This window comes from Mangrovimonas sp. ST2L15 (assembly GCF_001280515.1).
Taxonomy (GTDB): domain Bacteria; phylum Bacteroidota; class Bacteroidia; order Flavobacteriales; family Flavobacteriaceae; genus Mangrovimonas; species Mangrovimonas futianensis.
The window spans coordinates 1,800,026-1,824,965 of record NZ_LBIQ01000030.1 but is presented as its reverse complement, the minus strand read 5'-3'; the positions used below and the strand labels follow the sequence as shown (position 1 = coordinate 1,824,965).

At 34.8% G+C, this 24,940-nt stretch carries 20 protein-coding genes; 14 read left to right on the top strand and 6 right to left on the bottom strand.

Features of this window, described 5'->3' with window-relative positions:
- Positions 1-13: 13 nt before the first annotated feature.
- A complete protein-coding gene (locus ZA07_RS12075; protein ID WP_231628676.1) occupies positions 14-1,513 on the bottom strand; it encodes a redoxin domain-containing protein in 1,500 nt (499 codons plus the stop codon).
- Between the two features lie 101 nt (positions 1,514-1,614).
- On the opposite strand from ZA07_RS12075, the gene ZA07_RS12070 reads away from it, so the two are divergent.
- A complete protein-coding gene (locus tag ZA07_RS12070) occupies positions 1,615-3,240 on the top strand; it encodes an ABC-F family ATP-binding cassette domain-containing protein (protein ID WP_053971924.1) in 1,626 nt (541 codons plus the stop codon).
- Between the two features lie 32 nt (positions 3,241-3,272).
- On the opposite strand, the gene ZA07_RS12065 is transcribed toward ZA07_RS12070, so the two are convergent.
- On the bottom strand, positions 3,273-3,506 hold the full coding sequence (locus ZA07_RS12065) for a DUF2007 domain-containing protein (RefSeq protein ID WP_053971923.1): 234 nt from the start codon (positions 3,504-3,506) through the stop codon (positions 3,273-3,275).
- Positions 3,507-3,691: 185 nt separating this feature from the next.
- Here ZA07_RS12065 and ZA07_RS12060 point away from each other — a divergent pair, with 185 nt between their 5' ends.
- Positions 3,692-3,883, top strand: coding sequence for a cold-shock protein (locus tag ZA07_RS12060; protein ID WP_053971922.1), 192 nt, complete (start codon positions 3,692-3,694; stop codon positions 3,881-3,883).
- Between the two features lie 55 nt (positions 3,884-3,938).
- Here ZA07_RS12060 and pheT read toward each other — a convergent pair whose 3' ends face one another.
- From pheT to ZA07_RS12045, 3 genes are all read right to left on the bottom strand, one after another.
- Positions 3,939-6,365, bottom strand: a complete 2,427-nt coding sequence (gene pheT / locus ZA07_RS12055) for a phenylalanine--tRNA ligase subunit beta (protein WP_053971921.1) — start codon at positions 6,363-6,365, stop codon at positions 3,939-3,941.
- 123 nt (positions 6,366-6,488) lie between these two features.
- A complete protein-coding gene (ytxJ, locus tag ZA07_RS12050) occupies positions 6,489-6,893 on the bottom strand; it encodes a bacillithiol system redox-active protein YtxJ (RefSeq protein ID WP_053971920.1) in 405 nt (134 codons plus the stop codon).
- A 156-nt stretch (positions 6,894-7,049) separates the two neighbouring features.
- Positions 7,050-8,825, bottom strand: coding sequence for a DUF885 family protein (locus ZA07_RS12045; protein ID WP_053971919.1), 1,776 nt, complete (start codon positions 8,823-8,825; stop codon positions 7,050-7,052).
- Positions 8,826-9,052: 227 nt separating this feature from the next.
- Between ZA07_RS12045 and clpB the strand changes: the two genes are divergently transcribed.
- The 6 genes from clpB (at position 9,053) to ZA07_RS12015 (ending at position 16,892) form a co-directional block, all read left to right on the top strand.
- Entirely contained in the window at positions 9,053-11,662 is a 2,610-nt protein-coding gene (gene clpB / locus ZA07_RS12040; protein WP_053971918.1) for an ATP-dependent chaperone ClpB, read from the top strand.
- Positions 11,663-11,946: 284 nt separating this feature from the next.
- On the top strand, positions 11,947-12,612 hold the full coding sequence (deoC, locus tag ZA07_RS12035; protein ID WP_053971917.1) for a deoxyribose-phosphate aldolase: 666 nt from the start codon (positions 11,947-11,949) through the stop codon (positions 12,610-12,612).
- Between the two features lie 313 nt (positions 12,613-12,925).
- Complete coding sequence (gene deoC / locus ZA07_RS12030; RefSeq protein ID WP_053971916.1) at positions 12,926-13,591, top strand: deoxyribose-phosphate aldolase; 666 nt, start codon at positions 12,926-12,928, stop codon at positions 13,589-13,591.
- 6 nt (positions 13,592-13,597) lie between these two features.
- On the top strand, positions 13,598-14,296 hold the full coding sequence (gene deoD, locus ZA07_RS12025) for a purine-nucleoside phosphorylase (RefSeq protein ID WP_053971915.1): 699 nt from the start codon (positions 13,598-13,600) through the stop codon (positions 14,294-14,296).
- An 82-nt stretch (positions 14,297-14,378) separates the two neighbouring features.
- A complete protein-coding gene (gene smpB / locus ZA07_RS12020; protein WP_053971914.1) occupies positions 14,379-14,834 on the top strand; it encodes an SsrA-binding protein SmpB in 456 nt (151 codons plus the stop codon).
- 33 nt (positions 14,835-14,867) lie between these two features.
- Entirely contained in the window at positions 14,868-16,892 is a 2,025-nt protein-coding gene (locus ZA07_RS12015; RefSeq protein WP_053971913.1) for a hypothetical protein, read from the top strand.
- 34 nt (positions 16,893-16,926) lie between these two features.
- On the opposite strand, the gene ZA07_RS12010 is transcribed toward ZA07_RS12015, so the two are convergent.
- A complete protein-coding gene (locus ZA07_RS12010) occupies positions 16,927-17,568 on the bottom strand; it encodes a protein-L-isoaspartate(D-aspartate) O-methyltransferase (protein ID WP_053971912.1) in 642 nt (213 codons plus the stop codon).
- Positions 17,569-17,725: 157 nt separating this feature from the next.
- Here ZA07_RS12010 and ZA07_RS12005 point away from each other — a divergent pair, with 157 nt between their 5' ends.
- The 6 genes from ZA07_RS12005 (at position 17,726) to ZA07_RS11980 (ending at position 24,930) form a co-directional block, all read left to right on the top strand.
- Complete coding sequence (locus tag ZA07_RS12005; protein WP_053971911.1) at positions 17,726-18,685, top strand: Gfo/Idh/MocA family protein; 960 nt, start codon at positions 17,726-17,728, stop codon at positions 18,683-18,685.
- Between the two features lie 77 nt (positions 18,686-18,762).
- Complete coding sequence (locus tag ZA07_RS12000) at positions 18,763-19,650, top strand: 3-hydroxyacyl-CoA dehydrogenase family protein (protein ID WP_053971910.1); 888 nt, start codon at positions 18,763-18,765, stop codon at positions 19,648-19,650.
- A gap of 17 nt (positions 19,651-19,667) precedes the next feature.
- Positions 19,668-20,906 (top strand): DUF1015 domain-containing protein, encoded by a 1,239-nt coding sequence (locus ZA07_RS11995; RefSeq protein ID WP_053971909.1) that lies wholly within the window; start codon positions 19,668-19,670, stop codon positions 20,904-20,906.
- A 9-nt stretch (positions 20,907-20,915) separates the two neighbouring features.
- A complete protein-coding gene (locus ZA07_RS11990) occupies positions 20,916-21,584 on the top strand; it encodes a YggS family pyridoxal phosphate-dependent enzyme (RefSeq protein WP_053971908.1) in 669 nt (222 codons plus the stop codon).
- A gap of 18 nt (positions 21,585-21,602) precedes the next feature.
- Positions 21,603-22,964, top strand: a complete 1,362-nt coding sequence (locus tag ZA07_RS11985) for a 3'-5' exonuclease family protein (protein ID WP_053971907.1) — start codon at positions 21,603-21,605, stop codon at positions 22,962-22,964.
- A gap of 7 nt (positions 22,965-22,971) precedes the next feature.
- On the top strand, positions 22,972-24,930 hold the full coding sequence (locus ZA07_RS11980) for a DUF3857 domain-containing protein (RefSeq protein WP_053971906.1): 1,959 nt from the start codon (positions 22,972-22,974) through the stop codon (positions 24,928-24,930).
- The last annotated feature ends 10 nt before the right edge of the window (positions 24,931-24,940 follow it).

Below are 24,940 nucleotides of genomic sequence, written 5' to 3'. Positions count from 1 at the left end.
TATTTTTCTTTTTCTATTGATTCAACATGCCCAACAATTGCTCTTCAAAATCATAAGAGAACATATTGGTATGCGGATTTATAATTTTTCCATCTTTATCGATAATCATGACCTTATTCATAGGGTAAATCGCCAATCTTTTTTGAGCTTGGGCTACATTCTTAAATAAGTACTCATTATCAGTGTTGGTTTTATATTTTTTCAACACCTGTTCCCAAGTGTTCACATCATGAAAAGACGTATTGATGGCCAAAAAATTGACCTCTGGGTATTTTACCTTCAATTCCTTTGCCTTTTTATGACAATCTTGAAAATAATTCATATAGGCATTAGACCAAAAATAAAGCACCTTAGGCTGCCCATTTCCTCCCACATTCTTAAGGTCCACTTCCTCCCCTTTGGTATTATAAACCGCAATATTTGGCAGGTAGTTACCAGGCTTCAATTCTTTTAAAGAATTAATGACATTTGAAACATAGTGTTTATGATCTTCATTAGAACTTTTTGCTAAAAAGGACTGCAGCAATTCATCATAATCTCCCACATTCTTATTATTACTAATAAATTCCATGGTGGCTCGTAGCAATAAAGGATCCTTAATACTAGGCTCTTGAATCAAACTATCTATTAAATTTAATCGTGTGGTACTATACCCGGCACATTTTCTATTAAAGACGCTATCCTTAGAGTGCTTGAAATGTTTAGCCAAGGCCATATTTTCAAAATGTCTTTTTAGAAAATAGTAATAAGGAAAGTAGCCCTCTACTAAGGTGTAATTATAATTGACATCCTTTCTGAAATCATAAAAATCCTTAGGTAACGACTCTATGATCTTCTTTTCACTTTTAGAATAATTGGCAAAAGGATAAACTTCTTTACTTAAATAATAAGCATAATTAATATTCACCTTTGCAATTTCGTCAAACAATTCGGAGGGTGTGTTTGAATCATCAAACTGTTTCAGCTTTTTAATTTTATCCTTCCTCATGGAATCGACCTTCTCTTCAAAGTCTCTAGGTGGTAATTGACTGAATCCTAACAAGGCTCGCTCTTCGTTTTCACCATCAAGGAACATCTCAATTAAAAAGTTATTCTTCTTGGCGCCCTTTCCTGTATAAACCAAAGATTCATCAAATTCCAATGTATTTAATCTAAACATGATGCTATCACCAGGTTCAATTAAAACCATCTGAAGCTCATTAGCATCACCTGCAACTAGTTCAAACGTGTATAAACCAGGCTGCAAGTCATTTATTTTATAGATAAATCTATTGTTTTTATCCAGTCTTAAGGTATCTATCCCTTTCCCAGATTTAGAAAGAATAACCCGATCGTTTTTGGGATTAATGATTTCCCCTCCAAAGTAGGCAGTATCTGTTGTCGTGGAAATATCTTTTTCACACGCAACAAAAGCCATCAAGGACATCAATATCGCTAAATGACATAGATTTCCTGATGAAAAAATGTTTATCCCTCTTCTTTTCATGGTATCAACAAAAGTAAATGTTGCCACCTAACGATGTTGTTAAGGCGTTGTTAAATATTATTATGACTACATTTCTTTTATGTTGGCCCTTCTTTTTCTACTTTTGCAAAAATTTTAAGTAAGCGCATATGTTATCAGTTTCTAATTTATCTGTCCAATTTGGCAAACGTGTTCTTTTTGATGAAGTTAACACCACCTTTAATGAAGGCAATTGCTACGGAATTATCGGTGCCAATGGTGCAGGTAAATCTACATTCCTTAAAATATTATCTGGTAAAATGGATCCAACCTCTGGTCATGTTCATTTGGAACCAGGTAAAAGAATGTCCGTTTTAGAACAGAACCATAATCTATATGATGAACATTCTGTTTTAGAAACTGTTTTAATGGGAAACAAACCTTTATTTAAGATTAAAACGGAGATTGATGCCCTTTATGCTGACTATACAGATGAAAATGCTGAAAAGATTGGGGAGCTACAGGTGCAGTTTGAAGAAATGAATGGATGGAACGCAGAAAGTGATGCAGCCGCTTTATTGTCCAATTTGGGTATTTCTGCTGATATGCATTACACCTTAATGAAAGATTTGGATGGAAAGCAAAAGGTAAGAGTGCTTTTAGCTCAAGCCTTGTTTGGAAATCCCGATGTGCTTATTATGGATGAGCCTACCAATGATTTGGATTACGAAACCATTAGTTGGTTGGAAAATTTCCTTGCCAATTATGACAACTGTGTCATAGTGGTATCTCACGACCGTCACTTTTTGGATGCCGTATGTACTCATATTTCAGATATTGATTTTGGTAAAATCAACCATTTTTCTGGAAACTATACTTTCTGGTATGAATCTTCGCAATTAGCAGCAAAACAAAGAGCACAACAAAATAAAAAGGCTGAAGAAAAGAAAAAGGAGCTGGAAGAATTTATTAGAAGATTTTCTGCTAACGTGGCTAAATCAAAGCAAGCTACATCTAGAAAGAAAATGATAGAAAAGTTGAACGTCTCTGAAATCAAACCTTCCAGTAGACGCTATCCTGCCATCATTTTTGAAAGAGAAAGAGAAGCTGGGGATCAAATTTTAAATGTTGAAAATCTATCCGCCTCCCTAGATGGTGAATTGTTGTTTCAAAATGTAGATATTAACCTAGCCAAAGGCGATAAGGTAGTTGTATACTCTAAAGACTCTAGAGCAACAACTGCTTTTTACCAAATTCTAAATGGCAAGCAAGAAGCAGATTCTGGAAACTTTGCTTGGGGTGTTACCACAAACCAATCCTATTTACCGCTAGACAACAGTGAATATTTTGAAAATAATTACTCGCTTGTAGATTGGTTACGTCAATGGGCCAAAACTGAAGAAGAAAGAGAAGAAGTTTTTATTAGAGGCTTTTTAGGTAAAATGCTTTTCAGTGGTGATGAAGCTTTGAAAAAATCAAATGTTCTTTCTGGAGGTGAAAAAGTAAGATGTATGTTGAGTAGAATGATGATGATAAGGGCCAATGTGTTGATGCTAGATGAACCTACAAACCATTTGGATTTGGAAAGTATCACGGCTTTTAATAACTCACTTAAGAATTTCAAGGGGACCGTATTATTAACTACCCATGATCACGAATTTGCACAGACAGTTGGTAATCGCGTAATCGAATTAACTCCAAATGGAGTTATTGATCGATATATGACGTTTGACGAATATATGGAGGATAAAAAAATTAAGGAACTCCGTCAAAAAATGTATGCTAACGAAGCATAATTATTAAAAAAGCCTCTTTTTAAGAGGCTTTTTTATTCTTGCAACTCGGTGGTCACACTTTCCACTATTGGAATAGCGGCCTCAAGTTCATCTTCACTTACAAATAATTCCTGATACCCAGGTACTGAAGAGCCAAAGCCAGCCAATCTACCTGACTCGGTTTCATCTTTCACGATAGGGGTTATTCCTATTGCCGTCAGCTTATCCACAATTAATTGTGCTATAATAAAGCTTCCTGTATAGATTTTACTATAGGATGAATCCATAACTTTTTTATTTAAACATTATACCTAAATATACGAAATATCCTTTAAAAGTGCATGGTTATCGGAATTCTTAATTTGAAAATTTAACTGATTGAAATTCAATTTTTTTATTTTTTTCCTTCTCTTAACCTAAACATCAAACTAAAAGACTATATTTATACTTTAATAATTTTTTTAATAATATAATGAGTAAAGGTACAGTAAAGTTCTTCAATGAATCTAAAGGATTTGGATTCATCGTAGAAGACGAAACTAACAACGAACATTTTGTTCACGTTTCCGGATTAATCGACAAAATTAGCCAAGGTGATGAAGTAGAGTACGATTTAAGGGAAGGTAGAAAGGGTATGAATGCAGTAAACGTTAAGGTCATCTAGATATTTTAGCTTATTGAATTCGAAAAAATAAAGCCTGCATTTGCAGGCTTTTTTCTTATCTCAATTCAGCTCCCAACTGCTTTTCAAAGTTGGTTTGAAGCTTACTCATAATCTTATCAATTTGCTTATCTGTCAAGGTCTTTTTCTCATCCTGTAATGTAAAACTTACAGCATAACTCTTTTTCCCTTTAGGTAAATTACTTCCTTGGTAAACATCAAATAAATCAACATCTTTCAAAAGAACCTTCTCCGTTTGCGAAGCTATTTTATCAATATCCTCAAAGGTTACATGCTCATCAATTAATAAAGCAAAATCCCTTCTCACCTCCGGGTATTTTGGAATTTCAGTATAGGCAACCTTGTTATGTTTGGCCATATCAAGAACATGGTCCCAATTAAAATCTGCAAAAAGAACATGTTGGTCGATTCCAAACTTCTTCAAAATAGATTTTTTAACCAGTCCAAACTCCACTAAAGTTGTTTTCCCTATTGACAAACTGATACCTTCACTAAAAACATCATTTTTAAAAGGTGACACTTTAAATCTATTTAATCCCAATCGAGACAAAATAGCTGTAACAGTTCCCTTCAAAAAGAAAAAGTCACTCGGTTTTGCGGCTGCGTTCCAACGCTCCTGAAGCTTATCTCCAGAAACTAAAACCGATAATTTTTTGAATTCTTCTCTCTTTCCACCAAAATCAAAATACGTTTTACCAAATTCAAACAATTTTAAATTGTCACGCCTTCTATTGATATTATGGCTAACAGCTTCCAGACCTGAAAATAACAAACTTTGTCTCATAACACCCAAGTCATTGCTCAAAGGATTCAACATTTTAACCTGTTGCTCTTCTTTTAATTGTTCGCTTAACTCAGAATATTCTGGAGTCGTCAAAGAGTTTGATAAAATTTCATAAAAACCTTGAGACACCAATTGGTTCCCTACTACATTTTGCAACTTGTAATCCTCAAAGCGACTGGAATTTGAAATAGAAGCGTTTAATTTTTCTGTGGTTTCTATATTGTTATATCCGTAAACTCTTAAAATCTCTTCAATTACATCAACTTCCCTTTGCACATCATTGCGGTATGCAGGAATAGTCAATCCCAAACCAGCTTCAGTGACATTGTTAATTTTAATGTCCAAGGATGTCAAAATTTGCTTAATCGTATCTTTTGGTATTTCCTGTCCGATTAATTTGTTGACATGGTCAAAGGTTAATCTAACTTGAAAATCATCTATTTTTTTAGGATAAAAATCCATGATGTCACTAGATATTTTCCCGCCCGTCAACTCAACAATCAACAAGGCAGCTCTCTTTAATGCATATTCAGTAATATTTGGATCTATTCCTCTTTCAAATCTGAATGACGCATCGGTATTTAATCCATGGCGTTTGGCTGTTTTTCTGACACTCACCGGATTGAAATAAGCGCTTTCCAAGAAGATACTTGTTGTTCCCTCTGTCACTCCAGAATCTTCACCTCCAAAAACCCCTGCAATACACATTGGTTTTTCGGCATTACATATCATTAAATCATCTTCATGAAGCTCACGTTCTATGCCATCCAAAGTTTTAAACTTGGTTCCTGTAGGCAACGTTTTAACCACTACTTTGTTACCAGTAATTTTAGTGGCATCAAAAGCGTGAAGTGGCTGTCCTAATTCATGGAGCACATAATTGGTGATATCTACAACATTATTTTTAGGAGTTAATCCTATTGCTTTCAACCTGTTTTGTAACCAAGCCGGAGATTCTTGAACCTTTATTCCTGAAATCGTTACGCCACAATATCTAGGAGCCAGTTTTTTGCTTTCAATCTCAATGTCCACCTTCAAAGTTCTATTGTCTACATGAAAAGCACTTACTGACGGCGTAATTAATTCAGAATGAATATCATTTTGTAAAAAACCTGCCTTTAAATCTCGAGCCACTCCATAATGACTCATGGCATCTGCTCTGTTTGGCGTTAAACCAATTTCAAAAACATGGTCATTTTCTACATCAAATATCTCAGAAGCCAAGGTTCCTGGTTTTAAGTCCTCGCTCAAAACCATAATACCGTCGTGAGACGTTCCTAATCCAAGTTCATCCTCAGCACATATCATTCCATGACTAGCCTCTCCCCTAATCTTTCCTTTCTTAATTTCCCAAGATTCACCTTCGGCAGTATATAACGTTGTTCCAATGGTAGCAACCGGAACTTTTTGTCCTGCTGCTACATTTGGTGCGCCACAAACAATCTGTAAAGGCTCTACCTCTCCAATATTGACTGTGGTGACCTTTAATCGGTCGGCATTTGGATGCTGAACACAGGTTAAGACTTCTCCAACCACAATTCCTTCCAAACCTCCTTTTACAGATTGAAAAGCTTCAATGCCTTCAACCTCGAGACCTAAATCTGTAAGTAATTCACCTGTTTTTTCAGGTGTCCAATTTATCTTAATGAATTGTTTTAACCAGTTGTATGAAATCTTCATAAGTATGTTCTAATATAGGGTGGCAAAGATAAAATATTGTGTAGAGGTATCAAATATTGTCGTGAAATTTGTAGATAATTTCACGTTATAAACCCTATTTAATCAAATTAACTAAATAACTATTTAAAAGACCTGTTTCTCAATGATTTGTTTTAATGGTAAATCATTGATAGCGCCATGAGATTCATGCTTTTGAACCTTACCATTCTTTAAAATTATTAATTGAGGGGATTCATGAATGACGTCAAATTTATTTGCTATCGAATTTGAAACCTCTCTAAAAGCGATTAAATCTAAATAATGAACTCCGGCATCTTGCGGATCTACATCATAATTTCTTTCAAACTGTGTCTTAACCATTCGAGAAATTCCACATCTTGTTGAATGTTTAAAGATCAATTGCGGTTTTTCATGACTTTGCTCCGTAATGTTTTCCAATTGCTCTTCGGTTTTTAATTCCTGCCAGTGAAATTCCTTCTCAGGTTCAGAGTTAGGCGATGTTTTAAAGATTTTATTGAATAAGGACATAAAAATTTTCTTTTCTAAGTCGTAAAAACTAGTTCTTCTTACAGCGCGAAAATAATGATTTAAAATAACAACCTTAAATCCTACTGAAATTAGACATTTCCTTTTTTTATCGATGATTTATATTCAAAAAAAAACCTCCAATAAAGGAGGTTTCAATTATTTTGCAGATGCTATCCATTGGTACATCCGTTCTTCCAAAAGCGCTAAAGGGACACACCCGGTTTCCAAGATCTGATCATGAAAATCCTTAATATCAAATTTATCACCCAATTCCTGCTCTGCCTTCTTTCTCATTTCAATGATTTTAAGTTGCCCTATTTTATAGGATAAAGCTTGTCCCGGATTGGCCATGTAGCGTTCTATTTCACTTTCTATACTTGCTGCATCTTCTGCCTCATTTTCTAAGGAATATTTAATGGCCTCTTCTCTTGTCCAACCCTTAGCATGAATACCTGTATCAACCACCAAACGAATTGCTCTATGAATTTCACTGCTTAACATCCCGAAATATTGATACGGGTCTTTATAAAGTCCCAACTCGGTTCCTAAGGATTCTGAATATAAAGCCCATCCTTCTCCATAAGCACTATACCACAAGGTTTTTCTAAACATCGGTAAATCCTCATTTTCTTGTTGCAATGAGCATTGAAAATGATGACCAGGAATAGCTTCATGCAAAAACAAATCTTCTTTATCAAACACATTATATTCCTCTACATTAGGAATGGGGGTATAAAAAATACCTGGTCGAGTACCATCTAAAGAGCCCGGACTGTAATTTGCCGCAGCGGACTTTTCCCTGAAAGGCTCTGTGCGCCTTACTTCAAAAGCAGTCTTCGGTTGCTTTCCAAACATTTTATCCAATTGTGGTTGCATGACTTTATGAATACTATCATAAAAAGCCAATACTTGTGAACGTTCTGTAAAAGGCATCAACTCTTTATTATTCCTGATGTATTCAAAAAATGAATTGAGGTCACCCTCAAAGCCTACTTGTTTTTTTACGGCTTCCATTTCACCTCTTATGCGAGCCACTTCACTTAATCCTAAGTTGTGGATTTCATCTGCCGACATGTTAGTGGTTGTATATTTTTTAATTTGATGAGGATAATAGCTATCTCCAAGTGGTGTAGCGGCCATTCCACTACTTTCCCTACCTAAAGGCAAATAGTCTTCTTTTAAATAGGTCGCCATATCGGCGTAAGCTGGAATGATTTTATTCTCCACCATTTCTGAATAGGATTGAGTCAATCTTGATTTTTCTTCATCAGAAAAGGAATCTGGAAAAAGTTTTATAGGAGAATAGAACAAATGGTCTTCTACCGGACCATGAGCCAAGGATTCAAATTGCGGAATCACCTTGACTATTAAAGCTTTAGGAAGCACATAACCTTTTCGGGAACCTTCTTTCATATTCTTCTTTGCTGAAGCCAACCAAACCAAATAACCATCCACTCTTTTCAACCAATTATCATAATCTTCTACTGTTTTAAAAGGTTGTGCCGTTGTGCCACTGGCTAACTGATTGAAGTCCAAATTAGCAGACCACATTTGGTCTATGGGCATTAAATCTTTCCTAAACTGAAATCCATCCAAATTCATATCACACTCCCAAAGCAATACCTTTTTACTCATCAACTCGGTATCAGTCAATAAAGAATCATCTATCGCTAAAACTGCCTTTTTGTATCTTGTGAAATATTCTTTACTTTTAGCCTTGTAGGATTCTGACAAAAAATCGGGGAACTGATCATTAAATCTATTATCCCCAGCACTTGTAGCAATTAAAGGGTTTAATGAATAGCCTTCTTCACTGTAATCTGATAGTAACTGTGATAATTCTTCACCTGCATTTGGAGTCGGTTCTTTAACTTCCTCTTGGCAAGAGCATGCGAAAAAAACGACAACAGCAAAAAACAAAACTTTTCTCATATCTATGTAATTGGTTAATATTCAAATATAAAGAAACCAATCCAATGAAATCATTTTAATACCCAATATTGCCAATTAACAATTATATTGAATAAAAATTGAAGTAAAATCCAAAAAAGCACAACTGACTAAAAGTCACGCTATTTCTAGATTTAAAAGACATTTTGTCTGCCTCTTTTGATTGGTAAGATTGTTGACCTAGGTAATTCGCAAAGTAAGATAACATTATGAATTTCAACAATTATACAATCAAATCACAAGAAGCCGTTCAGCAAGCGCAACAGCTAGCACAAGGCTTTGGACATCAACAAATTGAGAACGAACATTTATTTAAAGCCATTCTTGAAGTTGATGAAAATGTTTTGCCATTTATTCTTAAAAAATTAAATGTCAATACATCGATATTAGAACAGGCTTTAGACAAACAGTTGGAAAGTTTTTCTAAGGTATCTGGTGGAGATATTATGCTTTCAAGAGAAGCTTCAAAAACTTTAAACGAAGCATCCATCATTGCAAAAAAAATGAACGATGATTTCGTTTCTATAGAGCACCTCATTTTGGCTGTTTTTAAATCCAATAGTAAAATTGGACAAATGCTGAAAGACCAAGGAGTCACAGAAAAAGACTTAAAAGCTGCCATTGAGGAACTGAGAAGAGGAGATCGAGTCACTTCCCAAAGTCAGGAAGACACTTACAATTCCCTAAATAAATATGCCAAAAACCTAAATCAATTGGCCAAAGACGGCAAATTAGATCCGGTTATAGGTAGGGATGAGGAAATAAGACGTATTCTGCAAATTCTATCCAGAAGAACTAAGAACAATCCTATTCTGGTGGGTGAACCAGGAACCGGTAAAACAGCCATAGCAGAAGGATTGGCTCACAGGATAGTGGACGGTGATGTCCCTGAAAATTTAAAGGATAAGCAAATTTATGCTTTAGATATGGGAGCTCTAATTGCCGGTGCTAAATACAAAGGTGAATTTGAAGAACGTTTAAAAGCTGTTATTAAGGAAGTAACATCCAGCGAAGGCGACATTGTATTGTTTATAGACGAGATACATACACTTGTAGGAGCTGGCGGCGGTCAAGGAGCTATGGATGCTGCCAACATTTTGAAACCCGCCTTAGCAAGAGGTGAGTTACGATCTATAGGTGCAACAACTCTAGACGAATATCAAAAGTATTTTGAGAAGGATAAGGCCTTAGAAAGACGTTTTCAAAAGGTCATGGTAGATGAACCTGATACTGAAAGTGCTATTTCCATTTTACGTGGTATTAAGGAGAAATATGAGGCGCACCATAAGGTTCGCATTAAAGACGAGGCTATCATTGGCGCAGTTGAATTATCAGAAAGATATATCACTAATCGATTTTTACCAGATAAGGCCATTGACTTAATGGATGAGGCTGCTTCCAAATTGCGTATGGAAATCAATTCAAAACCTGAAGAATTGGATGTTTTGGATAGAAAAATCATGCAATTGGAAATTGAAATAGAAGCCATTAAACGCGAAAAGGATGAAGCCAAATTAAAATCTTTAAGTTCTGATTTGGCCAATCTCAAAGAAGAGCGTAATGAAATTTATGCCAAATGGAAGAGCGAAAAAGAACTGGTTGAAAATATTCAAGCCATCAAATTGGAAATTGAAAATTTTAAATTAGATGCAGAAAGAGCTGAACGAGAAGGTGATTATGGGAAAGTAGCTGAAATAAGATATGGTAAGATCAAAGAAGCTCAAGAAAAACTAGATGGTCTTCAAAAAGAACTTTTAGAAAATCAAGCTAATAATTCCCTTATCAAAGAAGAAGTTACTTATGATGATATTGCGGAAGTAGTAGCCAAATGGACAGGCATACCTGTGACCAAAATGCTTCAAAGTGAAAGAGAAAAACTCTTAAAACTAGAAGATGAATTACACAAACGTGTGGTTGGTCAAGAAGAAGCCATACAAGCAGTAAGTGATGCCGTAAGAAGGTCTCGTGCAGGTTTACAAAATCCGCAAAAACCAATTGGTACATTTCTATTTTTAGGAACAACCGGTGTAGGTAAAACTGAGTTGGCTAAAGCCCTTGCCGAATATTTATTTGACGATGAAAATGCTATGACTAGGATTGATATGAGTGAATATCAAGAACGTCACGCAGTGAGTAGGTTGGTTGGAGCACCTCCAGGTTACGTAGGTTATGACGAAGGAGGACAATTAACCGAAGCTGTAAGACGTAAGCCCTACTCCGTTGTATTGTTGGATGAAATTGAAAAAGCACATCCCGATACCTTCAACATCCTATTACAAGTATTGGATGAAGGAAGACTTACAGATAATAAAGGTCGAATTGCAGATTTCAAAAACACGATTATCATTATGACTTCAAATATGGGAAGCCATATTATCCAAGAAAAGTTTGAAGCTACTAAGGATATTGAAGCTGCCATGGAAATTGCAAAAATTGAGGTTTTAGGTTTATTGAAAAAATCAGTTAGACCCGAGTTTTTAAATAGGATTGATGACACCATCATGTTTACACCATTAACGCAAGAGAACATACATGATATTGTTGAACTTCAATTAAAAGGTTTAACCAAAATGATCTCTAAACAAGGTATCACTTTTGATGCAACAAAAGAGGCAGTTGACTATTTAGCTCAAAAAGGCTATAATCCAGAGTATGGAGCCAGACCTGTGAAAAGAGTCATTCAAAAAGAAGTCTTGAATGAATTGAGTAAAGAAATCTTATCTGGTAGAATAAGTACAGATAGTATTATTTTACTAGATGCTTTTGACGACAAATTGGTTTTCAGAAATCAAGGAGATTTAATTACTGAGGAATATTAAAGTTAAGTTAAAAATCCTATCAGAATAATATACTTAAAAGAAATGCGTTAATTTTATCATATAGTTGGTTAGTTAGTTGAAAAAGCAACGTGAGTCGTACTTCACTTTTAGACGATCGTTGCTTTTTTATTTTCCTATAATTCAAAGTCAAAAATCTATTTTTTTTGTTTTCAGTCAATTAAATTTTAGAGTCCTAAAATTTCTTAATTTTTTCTACCGTTCATCTAAAAAATTTCACAAAACAAACCGTTTATCGTATTTTTACGACATCTTAACCTACATTCATGAAAATTAATAGCTATATTGAAGAGGCGCAATTATCCCTTACAGCGTCCAAGGAAGACATTAAAAAATTGTGTGAAGAAGCAAAAAAACATCGTTATCACGCAGTTTGCGTAAACAGTTCTAATGTCCCCTTATCCAAGTATTATTTAATCACAAGTAACGTCAAAACAGTGGCTACTGTTGGTTTCCCATTAGGAGCTATGAGCACTGAAGCCAAGGTATATGAAGCTGTCAAGGCCGTTGAAGATGGCGCCCATGAAATTGACATGGTTATGAATGTTGGCTTAATGCGGAGTAAAAATTTTGTTTCTGTTTTTAAAGATATTCGCGATGTCAAGTTGGCAATAGGGCATATACCTTTAACAGTTATACTTGAAATTAGTGAGCTTTCTAAAAATGAAATTATAAGAGCTTGTCAGATTTGTATAGATGCCAAGGCAGAAGGCATAAAGACATCTACAGGATTTTCTAAGAGCGGTGCTACCCTTACTGCCGTGAAAATGATCAAAAAAACTGTTAGGAATAAAATAAAAATCAAAGCCTCGGGAGGTATAGATGATTACGATATGGCGGTAAAATATATTGATACAGGAGTCGTTCGTATTGCAACAACAAATGGAAATCAAATTATCACAGGACAACCATCCTATGCCTTGACAAGTTAATACTTTGAAAATAATTTGCTATAAATGAAATGCTCCATGTAAAACATGGAGCATTTTTCTTATGACCATTTGAAATTTTAATACAACAATTAATCATAATACTTAAATTACTATTCAAATGAAGTCATAAGGGTTGACTTTAAAACTATATTTTTGACTACCGCTTAGAACCAATAATCAAAACAAAAGTAAATGGCATAATCAAGTAATAGACTGATAATTATCATGTGACAATTCCAATTAATTCCTTACCATTACCCATAAAAGCGATGATTTTTAACATTTTACAATAAAAATAATTACATTTATTGGTATGGAATTAAACAAATACATTGATCACACCTTACTTAAACCCCAAGCCTCTGCTGAGGATGTAATGCAACTATGCGAAGAGGCAAAATCCTATGACTTTTTCTCTGTTTGTGTTAATAGTTGCTACGTTTCCCTTGCTAAAAATTATTTATCCGGTTCCAATGTGCAAATATGTTCAGTGATTGGTTTCCCATTAGGAGCAATGAGTACCGAAGCTAAAGTCTTTGAGGCCCAACAAGCCCTTCTCGATGGGGCCGATGAAATTGATATGGTCATTAATATTGGATGGTTAAAGGGAAAAGAATTTGATAAAGTTTGGCAAGATATAGAAGCTGTAAAAAATATAATGCCCAACAATACCCTTAAAGTCATTTTAGAAACTTGCTATCTTGAAGAAATTGAAATAATCAAAGGCAGCGAATTATCAATATTGAGTGGCGCCGATTTTATTAAAACTTCAACTGGCTTTGGCACAGGTGGCGCAACAATTCATGATGTGAAATTAATGAAATCTGTTGCTGGAGAAAAGATAAAGATTAAAGCTTCAGGTGGTATCAAAGACACTAAAACTGCACAAGAGTATATCGACTTAGGTGTATCCAGGATTGGCACCTCCTCTGGAATCGCTATTGTGTTAGGAAATACTTCTACATCTAATAATTACTAAGAACTTATGAGTATACATATTGAAGCCAAAAAGGGAGAGATTGCTGAAACCATTTTACTCCCAGGAGATCCACTGAGAGCTAAGTGGATTGCAGAAACCTTTTTAAAAGATATCTTCTGCTTTAATAAAGTTAGAAATATGTTTGGCTATACGGGCACATACAACGGGAAACGTGTCTCAGTCATGGGTACAGGAATGGGTGTTCCCAGTATTTCCATTTATTCTCATGAATTAATAGCCTATTACGGAGTAAAGAATTTAATTCGTGTAGGCAGCGCTGGATCCTATCAAAAAAATGTTAGGCTCAGAGATATTGTTATTGCTATGGCAGCCTCATCAAATTCAGGCGTTAACGAACTTCGATTTGGAGGTGCCGATTATGCCCCAACAGCTAGTTTTGAATTATTTGAAAAGGCGATTCATGTGGCTAGAGAAAAACAAATTCCTATTAAGGCAGGGAATGTTTTTACCAGTGACGAATTTTATGCTGATGATTTTGAAAGCTATAAAAAGTGGTCCAAATTTGGTGTGTTGTGTGTGGAAATGGAAACCGCTGGTTTATACACCGTTGCAGCCAAACACAATGTGAACGCCCTAACCATTTTAACCATCTCTGATTCATTGGTTACTGGAGAACGTACTACTTCCAAAGAAAGGGAGTCTACTTTTGAAGAAATGATTCAAATCGCTTTGGAGTTAGCTTAACATCCAATAAAAAATAAAATTCATAAGATAGCTTGCAGTTTCATTTTTCTACAATCATTAAAAAACAGTAATTTTGTGGGATATGCAGAAGCAAGTCAATATCAAAAATAAAAAAGCCAAATTTCAATATGAAATTTTGGATAAATATACCGCCGGTATCGTTCTTACTGGTACCGAAATAAAATCCATTAGACAAAGTAAGGCATCAATTGCTGAGAGTTTTTGCGAATTCAATGATCGCGGGGAATTATTTGTCATCAATATGACTATAGAAGAATATGCCTTTGGGAACTACTACAACCACAAACCCAAGGCAGAAAGAAAACTACTTTTAAATAAAAGGGAATTAAAAAAACTCGAAAAAGACATTAGCACTAAAGGATTAACCATCATCCCTTTAAGACTTTTTATAAATGATAGAGGACTTGCTAAAATTGAAATTGCCTTAGCCAGAGGTAAGAAACTGTTTGATAAACGGGAGACTATCAAGGATCGCGATATGAAAAGAAATTTAGACAGAATTAATAAAAGTTTCTAACCTACCGGAATATTACTTTAATCCCAATTGTTCATGAAAAGATTTTTTAAAGTTTACATCATTGCTCTTTCAATCCTTTTATCTTCTTGTAGTTCTCTATTAAACCCTACTATCCCGGTAACTAATGACATTCAGTTTACGGTTAATTTATTAGACAGGAGTAACGATACCTTTAAAGTTACAGTTACACCTCCTAGTTTGGGAGAGGAAAATGATATATTCAATTTTGCAGCTACTGCTCCAAACACTTATCAAATAATGGACATAGGGAAATATGTAACCTCTTTTAGGGCATTTGATAAACATGGAAATGAGATTGCTACCAAACACATTTCTACCAACCAATTTAAAATTTCAAAACCACATAAAGTCATTCGAATTGAATATGAAATTTCAGAGACTTGGGATAGTCCAGTAGACCAAAACCCAATTCATTTGAGATTTGGAACTTCCATTGAAAATGATCATGCTTTAATCAATGGGCAGGCTGTTTTTGGTTACTTCAAAGGAAAGAAGAAAACGCCCATTAAACTTCAATTACAACACCCAGCAGAATGGCAAGTTGCCACTTCTCTAAAAAAATCAAGCTCAGGAAAATATCTGGCAAAAAACTATAGCCACGTGGTAGACTCTCCAATTTTACTTGGATATCTCACTAGAGAATCCATGACAGTTCAGGGGTCTGTAATTGATATTTTTTCATATTCAAAAACAGGTGTCGTTACAGCTTCACAAATCATGGAATCTATGAAGAAAATGTTTGAAACTGCTGGTAATTATATAGAAGGTATTCCTGTTGACCAATACACATTCCTATTCATGTTTGAAGATAAAACAGATGGTTCTTGGGCTCACAACCGCAGCTCTGGTTACGTTTATAGAGAAACACCATGGAAAAATTTAGAGAAGGAAATCCTAGACCTAGCAGCACATGAATTTTTTCATATAGTGACCCCATTAAATCTTCATAGTGAGATTGTTTCTAAATTCCAATATGACACCCCGCTTCCTTCAAAGCATTTATGGCTTTATGAGGGCGTTACCGAATGGGCTTCAAAAATGATGATGTTTAGAGGTGGTGAAACAACTGCCGATGAATATTTGTCTGAATTGGAAAAAAAGGTTTACATCAGTAAAAACCTTTACAACAATCATTATAGCCTTTTGGATCTAGCACTAACTTCCTATACAGCTGATGGACAAAAACAATTTGGGAACATCAATATGAAAGGAGCTTTAGCTGCCAGCCTATTGGACATCAGACTCATTGAACTCTCTAAAGGCAATACAGGTTTAATGGATGTGATTATCAAATTGAGCAGAAAATATGGTCCCAACAAAACCTTTAATGAGGATTCTTTCTTTGCTGATTTTACAGAGGAAACCTATCCAGAAATCAGCGATTTTTTTGATAAATATATCATCCATGCAGAACCTTTACCACTTCAAGAATACTATTTTAAAATAGGAATTCTGTATGATGAAGACACTAATAAATTTACCGTTTTAAAAGAGCCTTCTGAAGAGCAACTTAAATTAAGAAATAAATGGTTTGAACCATTAAGAAAAAGAGGTATCAGTCTCTTTTTACCACAAACCAACTTTATCAATTATGTAGGAACAATGGATTCTACTATAGAGTCTCTTTATGAAGTAATTTCTGGAGAAAGAGGTCAAGAAAGAAATTGGGAATTTTTTAAATATCTATTTAAACCAGATGCCAAATTAATACCGACGGCGAGAGCACAAGACAGTACTTATAAAGTGAAATATATTTCTCCCAATGATTATGTGAAGTCAGCTGAAACTTGGATGATGGACAATGGTTTCTTTGAAAAAGAAATTAACAGAGTGGTTAACACCTATGGAAACATCGCACAAGTTTTCAGTACTTATGAGACCTTTAGAACTCAAACAGATGTTATTCCTTTTATGCGAGGTGTTAATAGCATTCAATTGCTTTTTGATGGCAAACGTTGGTGGATTGTCAATATTTACTGGACCCAAGAAACCCCAGAAAACCCTATTCCACCAGAATATTTACCAAGAGTAGATTAATAACTGTGTTAAACAGGGTAAATAGGAAGGAGATTTAGTTTTTATCTTCTAATAAAGGTACAAACCTGAAATCACCAAATTCATGTTTTTCAAAGTCCTTGGGGCCTTTTCTAATAAATAAAGTCATGGTTTGAACGTTGTCTCCGACAGGAATCACGAGACGCCCACCAATTTCCAATTGTGCCAAAAGCGCTTTGGGAACAAATGGTGCCCCCGCTGTCACAATGATGCCTTTGAAAGGTGCTTCTTCCTTCAAACCAATGTACCCATCCCCAAAAATGAGTTTTTTAGCTCTATAGCCCAACTTGGGAAGAAACTTTGAAGTTTTCTTAAACAGCTCATTTTGTCTTTCAATACTAAAGACGCGACACCCCAATTCACACAATATGGCAGTTTGGTAACCACTCCCCGTTCCTATTTCCAAAATCTTATCTCCTGGTTTCACTTCTAACAACTCGGTTTGAAAAGCTACTGTATAGGGTTGAGATATCGTTTGGTCTGCCGCAATTGGAAATGCTTTATCCTGATAAGCATGATCCAAAAACCCTGAATCCATAAACAAATGCCTTGGCACCTTCCCTATGGCTTTTAGGACCTTTTCATCCTCGATGCCCTTAGCTCTTACAACCTCAACCAGTTGCTGTCTTAATCCTTGATGTCTATAAGTATCTTTCAAAATGAAGTAGCAGATTTCTGGATAAAATTAATCAAACATTTGAAAGGTCAAAACCAAATTCAACAGATTTTATTGGTAATTCCTTTAGGGATATTTTAATAGTTCAAAACATTCAAAATAATATCTAAAATCTTATTTTTGTTAAAAACAAGATAATATGTTAAAAGCTGGAGTACTTGGTGCAGGCCATCTTGGCAAAATCCATCTCAGACTTCTCAAACAATCAACCAAATACGAATTGGTTGGCTTTTACGACGAAGACGAACACAATGCCAAAAAAGTAGAAGAAGAATTCGGTTATAAATACTTTAATTCTATAGATGATTTAATTGACGCGGTTGATATGGTGGATATTGTAACACCAACCCTTTCTCATTATGAATGCGCCAAAAAAGCAATCTCTAAAGGCAGGCATATTTTTATTGAAAAACCCATTACCAATACGGTTGAAGAAGCAGAGCATATTAGAAGGTTATTGGCAGAAAATAACTTAAGGGGGCAAGTAGGTCATGTTGAAAGGTTCAATCCAGCATTTACTGCGGTAAAGGACAAGATTGTTAACCCCATGTTTATTGAAACCCATAGATTGGCAGAATTCAATCCTAGAGGAACTGATGTTCCTGTTGTGTTAGACTTGATGATCCATGATATTGATGTCATTTTGAGTGTGGTTAAATCAAAAGTGAAATCTGTTTCTGCTAGTGGTGTTTCAGTTATCAGTGAAACGCCTGATATTGCCAATGCTCGAATCGAATTTGAAAATGGTTGTGTAGCTAACCTAACAGCCAGTAGAATTTCGCTTAAAAACATGCGTAAAACACGCTTCTTCCAGCGTGATGCGTATATCTCGGTAGATTTTCTGGAAAAGAAATGTGAAGTGGTAAAAATGAAAGATGCCCCTACAGATCCAGGAGATTTTGATATGATCCTTCAAAATGCAGAAGGTATTAAAAAGCAAATCTATTTTGATAATCCAGACATTCCTAAAAACAATGCTATTTTGGATGAATTAGAAACTTTTGCTCATGCCATTAACACAAACACCACGCCTGTTGTCACACTTCAGGATGGTACCGAAGCCTTAAGATTAGCCACAAAAATAATTGAGCAATTTTAGGGACTAAATTCAAACACAAACTAATCACAAACTAATTAAGAACAATCCCGCTTTGGCGGGAGCACAAAATTATTATTATGAAAAACGTAGCAGTTATAGGTGCCGGAACCATGGGAAATGGTATCGCACATACTTTTGCTCAAGCTGGATTTAAAGTACAACTTATTGATATAAGTGAAGCATCTTTAAAGCGAGGTTTGGATACCATCACTAAAAATTTGGACCGAATGGTTTCAAAAGAGACTATTACTGAAGCTGATAAAAAGAATACTTTAGATAACATTACCACTTTTACTGATATAACAGAAGGAGTTGAATATGCTAGTTTGGTGGTAGAAGCAGCTACTGAAAATATTGACCTTAAATTAAAAATTTTCAAACAGTTAAGTGATGACTGTTCAGAGGACACGATTTTGGCAACCAATACCTCCTCTATTTCTATCACCCAAATCGCTTCTGTGACTGCTAGACCAGATCAAGTTATCGGAATGCACTTTATGAATCCAGTTCCTATCATGAAACTTGTTGAAATAATTAGAGGTTATAATACAAGTGATGAAGTAACAAATACCACCATGGAAATGTCAAAACAATTGGGCAAAATTCCAGTTGAAGTAAACGATTATCCAGGATTTGTAGCCAATAGAATCTTGATGCCAATGATAAACGAATCTATAGAAACACTTTATAATGGAGTCGCTGGAGTTTCAGAGATTGATACTGTAATGAAATTAGGAATGGCCCACCCCATGGGACCGTTACAATTGGCGGATTTCATTGGGTTGGATGTATGTCTATCTATTTTGGAAGTGATGTATGATGGATTTAAAAATCCTAAATATGCTCCTTGTCCATTACTAGTTAACATGGTAAGAGCTGGAAAGTTAGGGGTAAAATCTGGGGAAGGTTTTTATGATTATTCCGAAAGTAGAAAAGCTGAAAAGGTGTCTAAACAATTTATCTAAAAAAAGAACATTTATAAATGGCCCATATTATTCCTTTTAAAGCTGTTAGACCCACCAGAGATAAGGTGAGTCTTGTAGCTTCTAGATCCTACCAAAGCTACACCAAAGAGCAGGTAGAATCTAGGTTAAGGGATAATCCGTTTTCGTTTTTACATATTATAAATCCTGGGTATCGGTTTGCAAAAGATGTTGTTGGAAAAGCTCGATATGCGCTTGTTAAGAATAGATACCTAGAATTTAAAGAAGATGGCATTTTTATAGAAGATGAAAAGCCAACCTATTATGTGTATCGCATTGTAAACAGGGATGGTGATATATTCAATGGAATAATTGCGGCCGCAAGTGCCATAGATTATGAAAAGGATGCTATAAAAAAGCATGAGGATACCCTGGCGTACAAGGAAATTATTTTCAAGGAATATCTTAAAGCCGTGGGGTTTAATGCCGAACCCGTACTTTTAACGTATCCTGACAATGCATCCATAGCTCAAATAATAGCCAAAGTTCAAAAAAACCGCCCAGAATACGAGTTCACAACCACTTACCGAGACACTCATTACATGTGGTTGGTTGAGGATGATCAATCAATTCAAAAAATACAAGCGGAATTTGAAAAAATTCCAGTGATATATATAGCAGATGGGCACCACCGTTCTGCTTCTTCTTTTCTTCTTTATGAAGATTTAAGAAGTGAAAATCCAAATCATAACTCCCTGGAACCCTATAACTATTTTATGAGTTATTTAATTCCTGAATCTGATTTGAAAATTTATGAATTCAATAGATTGGTTAAAGATCTTAATGGGTTGAGTAAAGAGGAATTTCTTATTAAATTGGATGCCTGGTATCGCATCGAAAATCGAGGCAAAAAAGCTTACAAGCCATCCAAACAACATCATTTCAGCATGTATTTGGATGGTGAATTTTATTCTTTATATTTAAGAAAATCGTTATATAAATTTGAAACCGCTTTGGATACCTTAGATGCTCAATTGCTTTACAAAACCATTTTAAACCCCATTTTAGGAATTTCAGATTTAAGGCATAATGACCGCATCGAATACACCAATGGAAAAAATGACATTGTCGATGTAAAAAGTTGTGTTGACAGTGGGGATTACAAAGTAGGCTTTGGCATGGTTCCAGCGACTGTTGAGCAAATGAAACAAATTGCAGATGAAGGTTTAACCATGCCCCCGAAAAGTACTTATGTTTTACCAAAATTACGCAGTGGTGTTACCATTTATGAGTTTTAAAAATTATGTATGAGTATAAAAGAAAATCTTGAAAGTATTTTAAACCAAATTCCTAAGGAAGTTACTCTGGTTGCCGTTTCCAAAACCAAACCCAATGAGGATATCATGGAAGCCTATCAAGCTGGACAACGAATTTTTGGTGAAAATAAAATTCAAGAAATGGCAGAGAAATATGAAAGCCTACCTAAAGATATCCAATGGCACATGATAGGACATGTACAAACAAATAAAGTCAAATACATGGCTCCTTTTGTTAGTTTGATTCATGGGGTAGATAGACTAAAACTTCTGAAGGAAATTAACAAACAAGCCTCTGCAAATAATCGAACTATCAATTGTTTACTACAAATAAAAATCGCAGAAGAAGATTCTAAATTTGGTATGTCCATTCAAGATGCAAAGAATCTACTTCAATCTAAAGATTTAGAACCTTTGAATCATATTCATATAACGGGTGTCATGGGAATGGCCACGTTTACAGAGGATCAGAATCAAATAAAAAATGAATTTGACCGTTTAAAATCAGCTTTTGATACTTTAAAAACTTTTGAGAACGAGCGTTGTGACCTAAAAACCATTTCCATGGGAATGAGTGGCGATTATGAATTGGCTATTCAAAGCGGAAGCAATATGATTCGAGTAGGAAGCAGCATTTTTGGAGAACGAAACTATCATTAAAAGAAAAAGAACTTACTTATATACGCTATACTTGACATAGAGACAACGGGAGGGAAATACAATGAAGAAGGTATTACCGAAATCGCCATTTACAAATTTGATGGTCATAAGGTGGTTGACCAATTTATTTCATTGGTCAATCCAGAGAGAGATATACAACCCTTTGTAGTGAATTTGACTGGTATCAATAGTAACATGTTGCGAAATGCTCCCAAGTTTTACGAAGTTGCCAAACGTATTGTGGAGATTACTGAAGATTGCATTATTGTCGCCCATAACGCCAAATTTGATTATCGCATTCTAAGAACGGAATTCCACCGTTTAGGCTTTGGATATAAGCGAAAAACACTCTGTACCGTTGAACTTTCAAAGCAACTCATTCCGGGTCAAGATTCTTATAGTTTAGGAAAATTAGCTCGATCATTAGGGATTCCTGTTAGTGACAGGCACAGAGCTAGTGGCGACGCCATGGCTACTGTTAAACTGTTTAAGATGCTCCTAAATAAAGATTTGGATAAATACATTGTAAAGGATGCCATCCGAATGGAGCCTAAATATCAAATGGAACCCAATTTAAAACGAATTATTGATGAATTGCCTACAGTAACCGGGGTTTATTACATTCATAATGAGTATGGCGATGTTATTTATATTGGCAAGAGCAAAAATATTAAAAGCCGAATTAGTCAGCATTTTTCAAACACCAATCCCAAATCAAAAAAAATACAACTCCAAACAGCTGCTGTAACCTATGAGCAAACGGGCAGTGAATTGGTGGCGCTTCTTAAAGAAAGTGAAGAAATTAAGAAGTTAAGACCTTTATTCAACCGAGCACTCAGAAGAAATATATTCACACATGCTCTTTATAGTTATACAGATGAAAACGGATACATCAATTTAAAGATTGATAAGGCCGATGGCAGAAAGCAAGCCATAACGACATTTAGTAACAGGCAAAGTGCTAAACAATTTCTATTTAATATTGTTGAAGAGTATGGACTTTGTCAAAAATTGGTGGGTTTATACCCAACCAAATCCAATTGTTTTAATTATACCATTAAACAATGTCAAGGAGCGTGTATTTCAGAAGAACCAACTGAAGAATACAATAAAAGGGTTAAAAAATTAATAGATAAAAACTCCTATTCTGGAAAAAATATGGCCATTATAGACCGAGGGAGAGATATTGAAGAAAAAAGTGTCATATTAATTAAAGACGGTGTTTTTGCTGGCCTGGGCTATGTTGATTTAAATTATCAAATAGTGAACGCCCATATCCTTGAATCTATAATTACACCTATGGAGAATAATCGAGATTCTCAACATATAATTCAAAGCTATTTAAGACGAAAGAAAAAATTAAAAATCATCTATTACTAACTAAACAATGAAAAAACACCTAATTCTAACCACACTATTCTTAACCTCATTTATTTTAAAAGCCCAATCGGGATTTAATTCTGAAGACTTAACCGTAACCAGACAAGATCTTTCCACAAATTACTTTGCTAAAGACTCAACAGCAAATGCTGTTGTTTTATATGAATATGGAAACAGTTACATCGACAAAGACAATTATAAGCTTTACACAGAAATAAAGAAAAAAATAAAAATTCTGAATAAAAAAGGCTTTGAACAAGCAACCATTACAGAATTAGAATACCACTCAAACAAAGGAAATGAAGTTGTAAAAGATATTACGGGAGCAACCTACAATTTGGATGGGGGGCGTGTAACTAAAACTAAATTAGAAAAAGAATCTATATTTGAAGAGGAGTATGATGACAACTACACCTTGGTAAAATTTACTTTTCCAAATATCAAAGAGGGCTCCGTAATTACCTATTCTTACACCATAATCTCTCCCTTTTTATTCAAATATAAAGGCTGGGATTTTCAAGATGAAATTCCTAAACTCTACAGCGAGTACAATACAAGCATACCAGGAAACTGGGAGTATAGTATCAAATTAATTGGTTATCAAAATTTGTACGACAAATGGGAAACGATACGAAATAATTGTCTTTCAGGCCCCAACGGTTCTTATGCAAATTGTAGCGAATCACAGTACATAATGAAAGACATTCCTGCTTTCATACCTGAAGATTATATGACTAACAAATACAATTATCTTTCAAGAATTGAGTATGAACTAAAAACTTTTAGAGGGTTTGATGGTCGTGTAAAACATTACACCAAAACCTGGGATGACGTCGATAAGGAGTTAAGAACTGATGAAAGTTTTGGTAGGCAATTGAGAAAATCTTCAGTGTCTAAAGAATTAATTCCAACAGAAATTTCTGAGGAGCCAAATCTTTTAAAAAGAGCAGAATCCATTTACCATTTCATTCAAGAAAACTATACTTGGAATGGAGAATTTCATTTGATGAAGGATGTTGCAGTTAAAGATTTAGTAAAAAAAGGAACTGGAAATTCAGGAGAAATAAACATCCTCTTGCATAATGTTTTAGAACAGAATGGTATTGATGTCAAACCAATAATTCTCTCTACAAGAGCAAATGGCTTTCCCACTAAAATATTCCCTGTTTTAACTGATTTTAATTATATCATTGTTCAAGCATCTATCGATGGCAACACCTATTATTTAGACGCCACAGATAAATACATGCCATTTGGTGAACTCCCCTATCGTTGCCTTAATGATGAAGGACGTTTGCTAGATTTTAAAGAAGGTAGCTCTTGGGTTTCCATTGAGCCAAAAAGTTCTTCAAATATCATTTATCACGTAAAACTAAAAGCTGACAATGGAAAAATAACAGGAACTGTGAATACGGCAGCAAGGGGTTACCACTCCTTGCCAAGAAAGAAATCCTATTACGGAAATCCTACGGCTTATGAAACAAAATTATTGGATCAAAATGAAAATATTGAAATCTCTAATTTCGAAATGAAAAGTGAAAATCAATATTCCAATGATTTAATTGAAAAATTTGATGTAGAGGTCCAATTAAATGAAGTTGCTGACAGATTATACTTTGACCCATTCCTATTTAAATTCTTCAGCAAAAATCCATTTAAATTGCAAGAACGAACCTATCCTATTGATTTTGGTTATAAAGATTCTTTTATGTATTCCATGGAAATAGATTTAGGAGAAGATTACACCCTTATTGATTTACCTGAAAGTAAAAATTACAGCCTACCTGAAAATTCGGGAAGGGTAATTTTTACCTCAACAAACAACAATAATGTGGTAACACTTTTATTAAAAATTGACTTTCTGAAAGCAAAATATGAACCTGGGTACTATCCTTATTTAAAGGAATTCATGAACTTAGTCACTAATTTTCAAACAAAATCTTTAATCTCCCTTAAAAGGACTTAAACTTCTTTTT

Bases quoted from the DNA above. Each gene is read 5' to 3' on its own strand.
- ytxJ (WP_053971920.1), bottom strand. From the start codon at position 6,893: ATGTCCTTATTCAATAAAATCTTTAAAACATCGCCTAACTCTGAACCT.
- ZA07_RS12070 (WP_053971924.1), top strand. From the start codon at position 1,615: ATGTTATCAGTTTCTAATTTATCTGTCCAATTTGGCAAACGTGTTCTT.
- ZA07_RS12060 (WP_053971922.1), top strand. From the start codon at position 3,692: ATGAGTAAAGGTACAGTAAAGTTCTTCAATGAATCTAAAGGATTTGGA.
- ZA07_RS11990 (WP_053971908.1), top strand. From the start codon at position 20,916: ATGAGTATAAAAGAAAATCTTGAAAGTATTTTAAACCAAATTCCTAAG.
- deoC (WP_053971917.1), top strand. From the start codon at position 11,947: ATGAAAATTAATAGCTATATTGAAGAGGCGCAATTATCCCTTACAGCG.
- clpB (WP_053971918.1), top strand. From the start codon at position 9,053: ATGAATTTCAACAATTATACAATCAAATCACAAGAAGCCGTTCAGCAA.
- deoD (WP_053971915.1), top strand. From the start codon at position 13,598: ATGAGTATACATATTGAAGCCAAAAAGGGAGAGATTGCTGAAACCATT.
- ZA07_RS12015 (WP_053971913.1), top strand. From the start codon at position 14,868: ATGAAAAGATTTTTTAAAGTTTACATCATTGCTCTTTCAATCCTTTTA.
- ZA07_RS11995 (WP_053971909.1), top strand. From the start codon at position 19,668: ATGGCCCATATTATTCCTTTTAAAGCTGTTAGACCCACCAGAGATAAG.
- pheT (WP_053971921.1), bottom strand. From the start codon at position 6,365: ATGAAGATTTCATACAACTGGTTAAAACAATTCATTAAGATAAATTGG.
- ZA07_RS12045 (WP_053971919.1), bottom strand. From the start codon at position 8,825: ATGAGAAAAGTTTTGTTTTTTGCTGTTGTCGTTTTTTTCGCATGCTCT.
- ZA07_RS12005 (WP_053971911.1), top strand. From the start codon at position 17,726: ATGTTAAAAGCTGGAGTACTTGGTGCAGGCCATCTTGGCAAAATCCAT.
- ZA07_RS11980 (WP_053971906.1), top strand. From the start codon at position 22,972: ATGAAAAAACACCTAATTCTAACCACACTATTCTTAACCTCATTTATT.
- deoC (WP_053971916.1), top strand. From the start codon at position 12,926: ATGGAATTAAACAAATACATTGATCACACCTTACTTAAACCCCAAGCC.
- smpB (WP_053971914.1), top strand. From the start codon at position 14,379: ATGCAGAAGCAAGTCAATATCAAAAATAAAAAAGCCAAATTTCAATAT.
- ZA07_RS12000 (WP_053971910.1), top strand. From the start codon at position 18,763: ATGAAAAACGTAGCAGTTATAGGTGCCGGAACCATGGGAAATGGTATC.
- ZA07_RS12065 (WP_053971923.1), bottom strand. From the start codon at position 3,506: ATGGATTCATCCTATAGTAAAATCTATACAGGAAGCTTTATTATAGCA.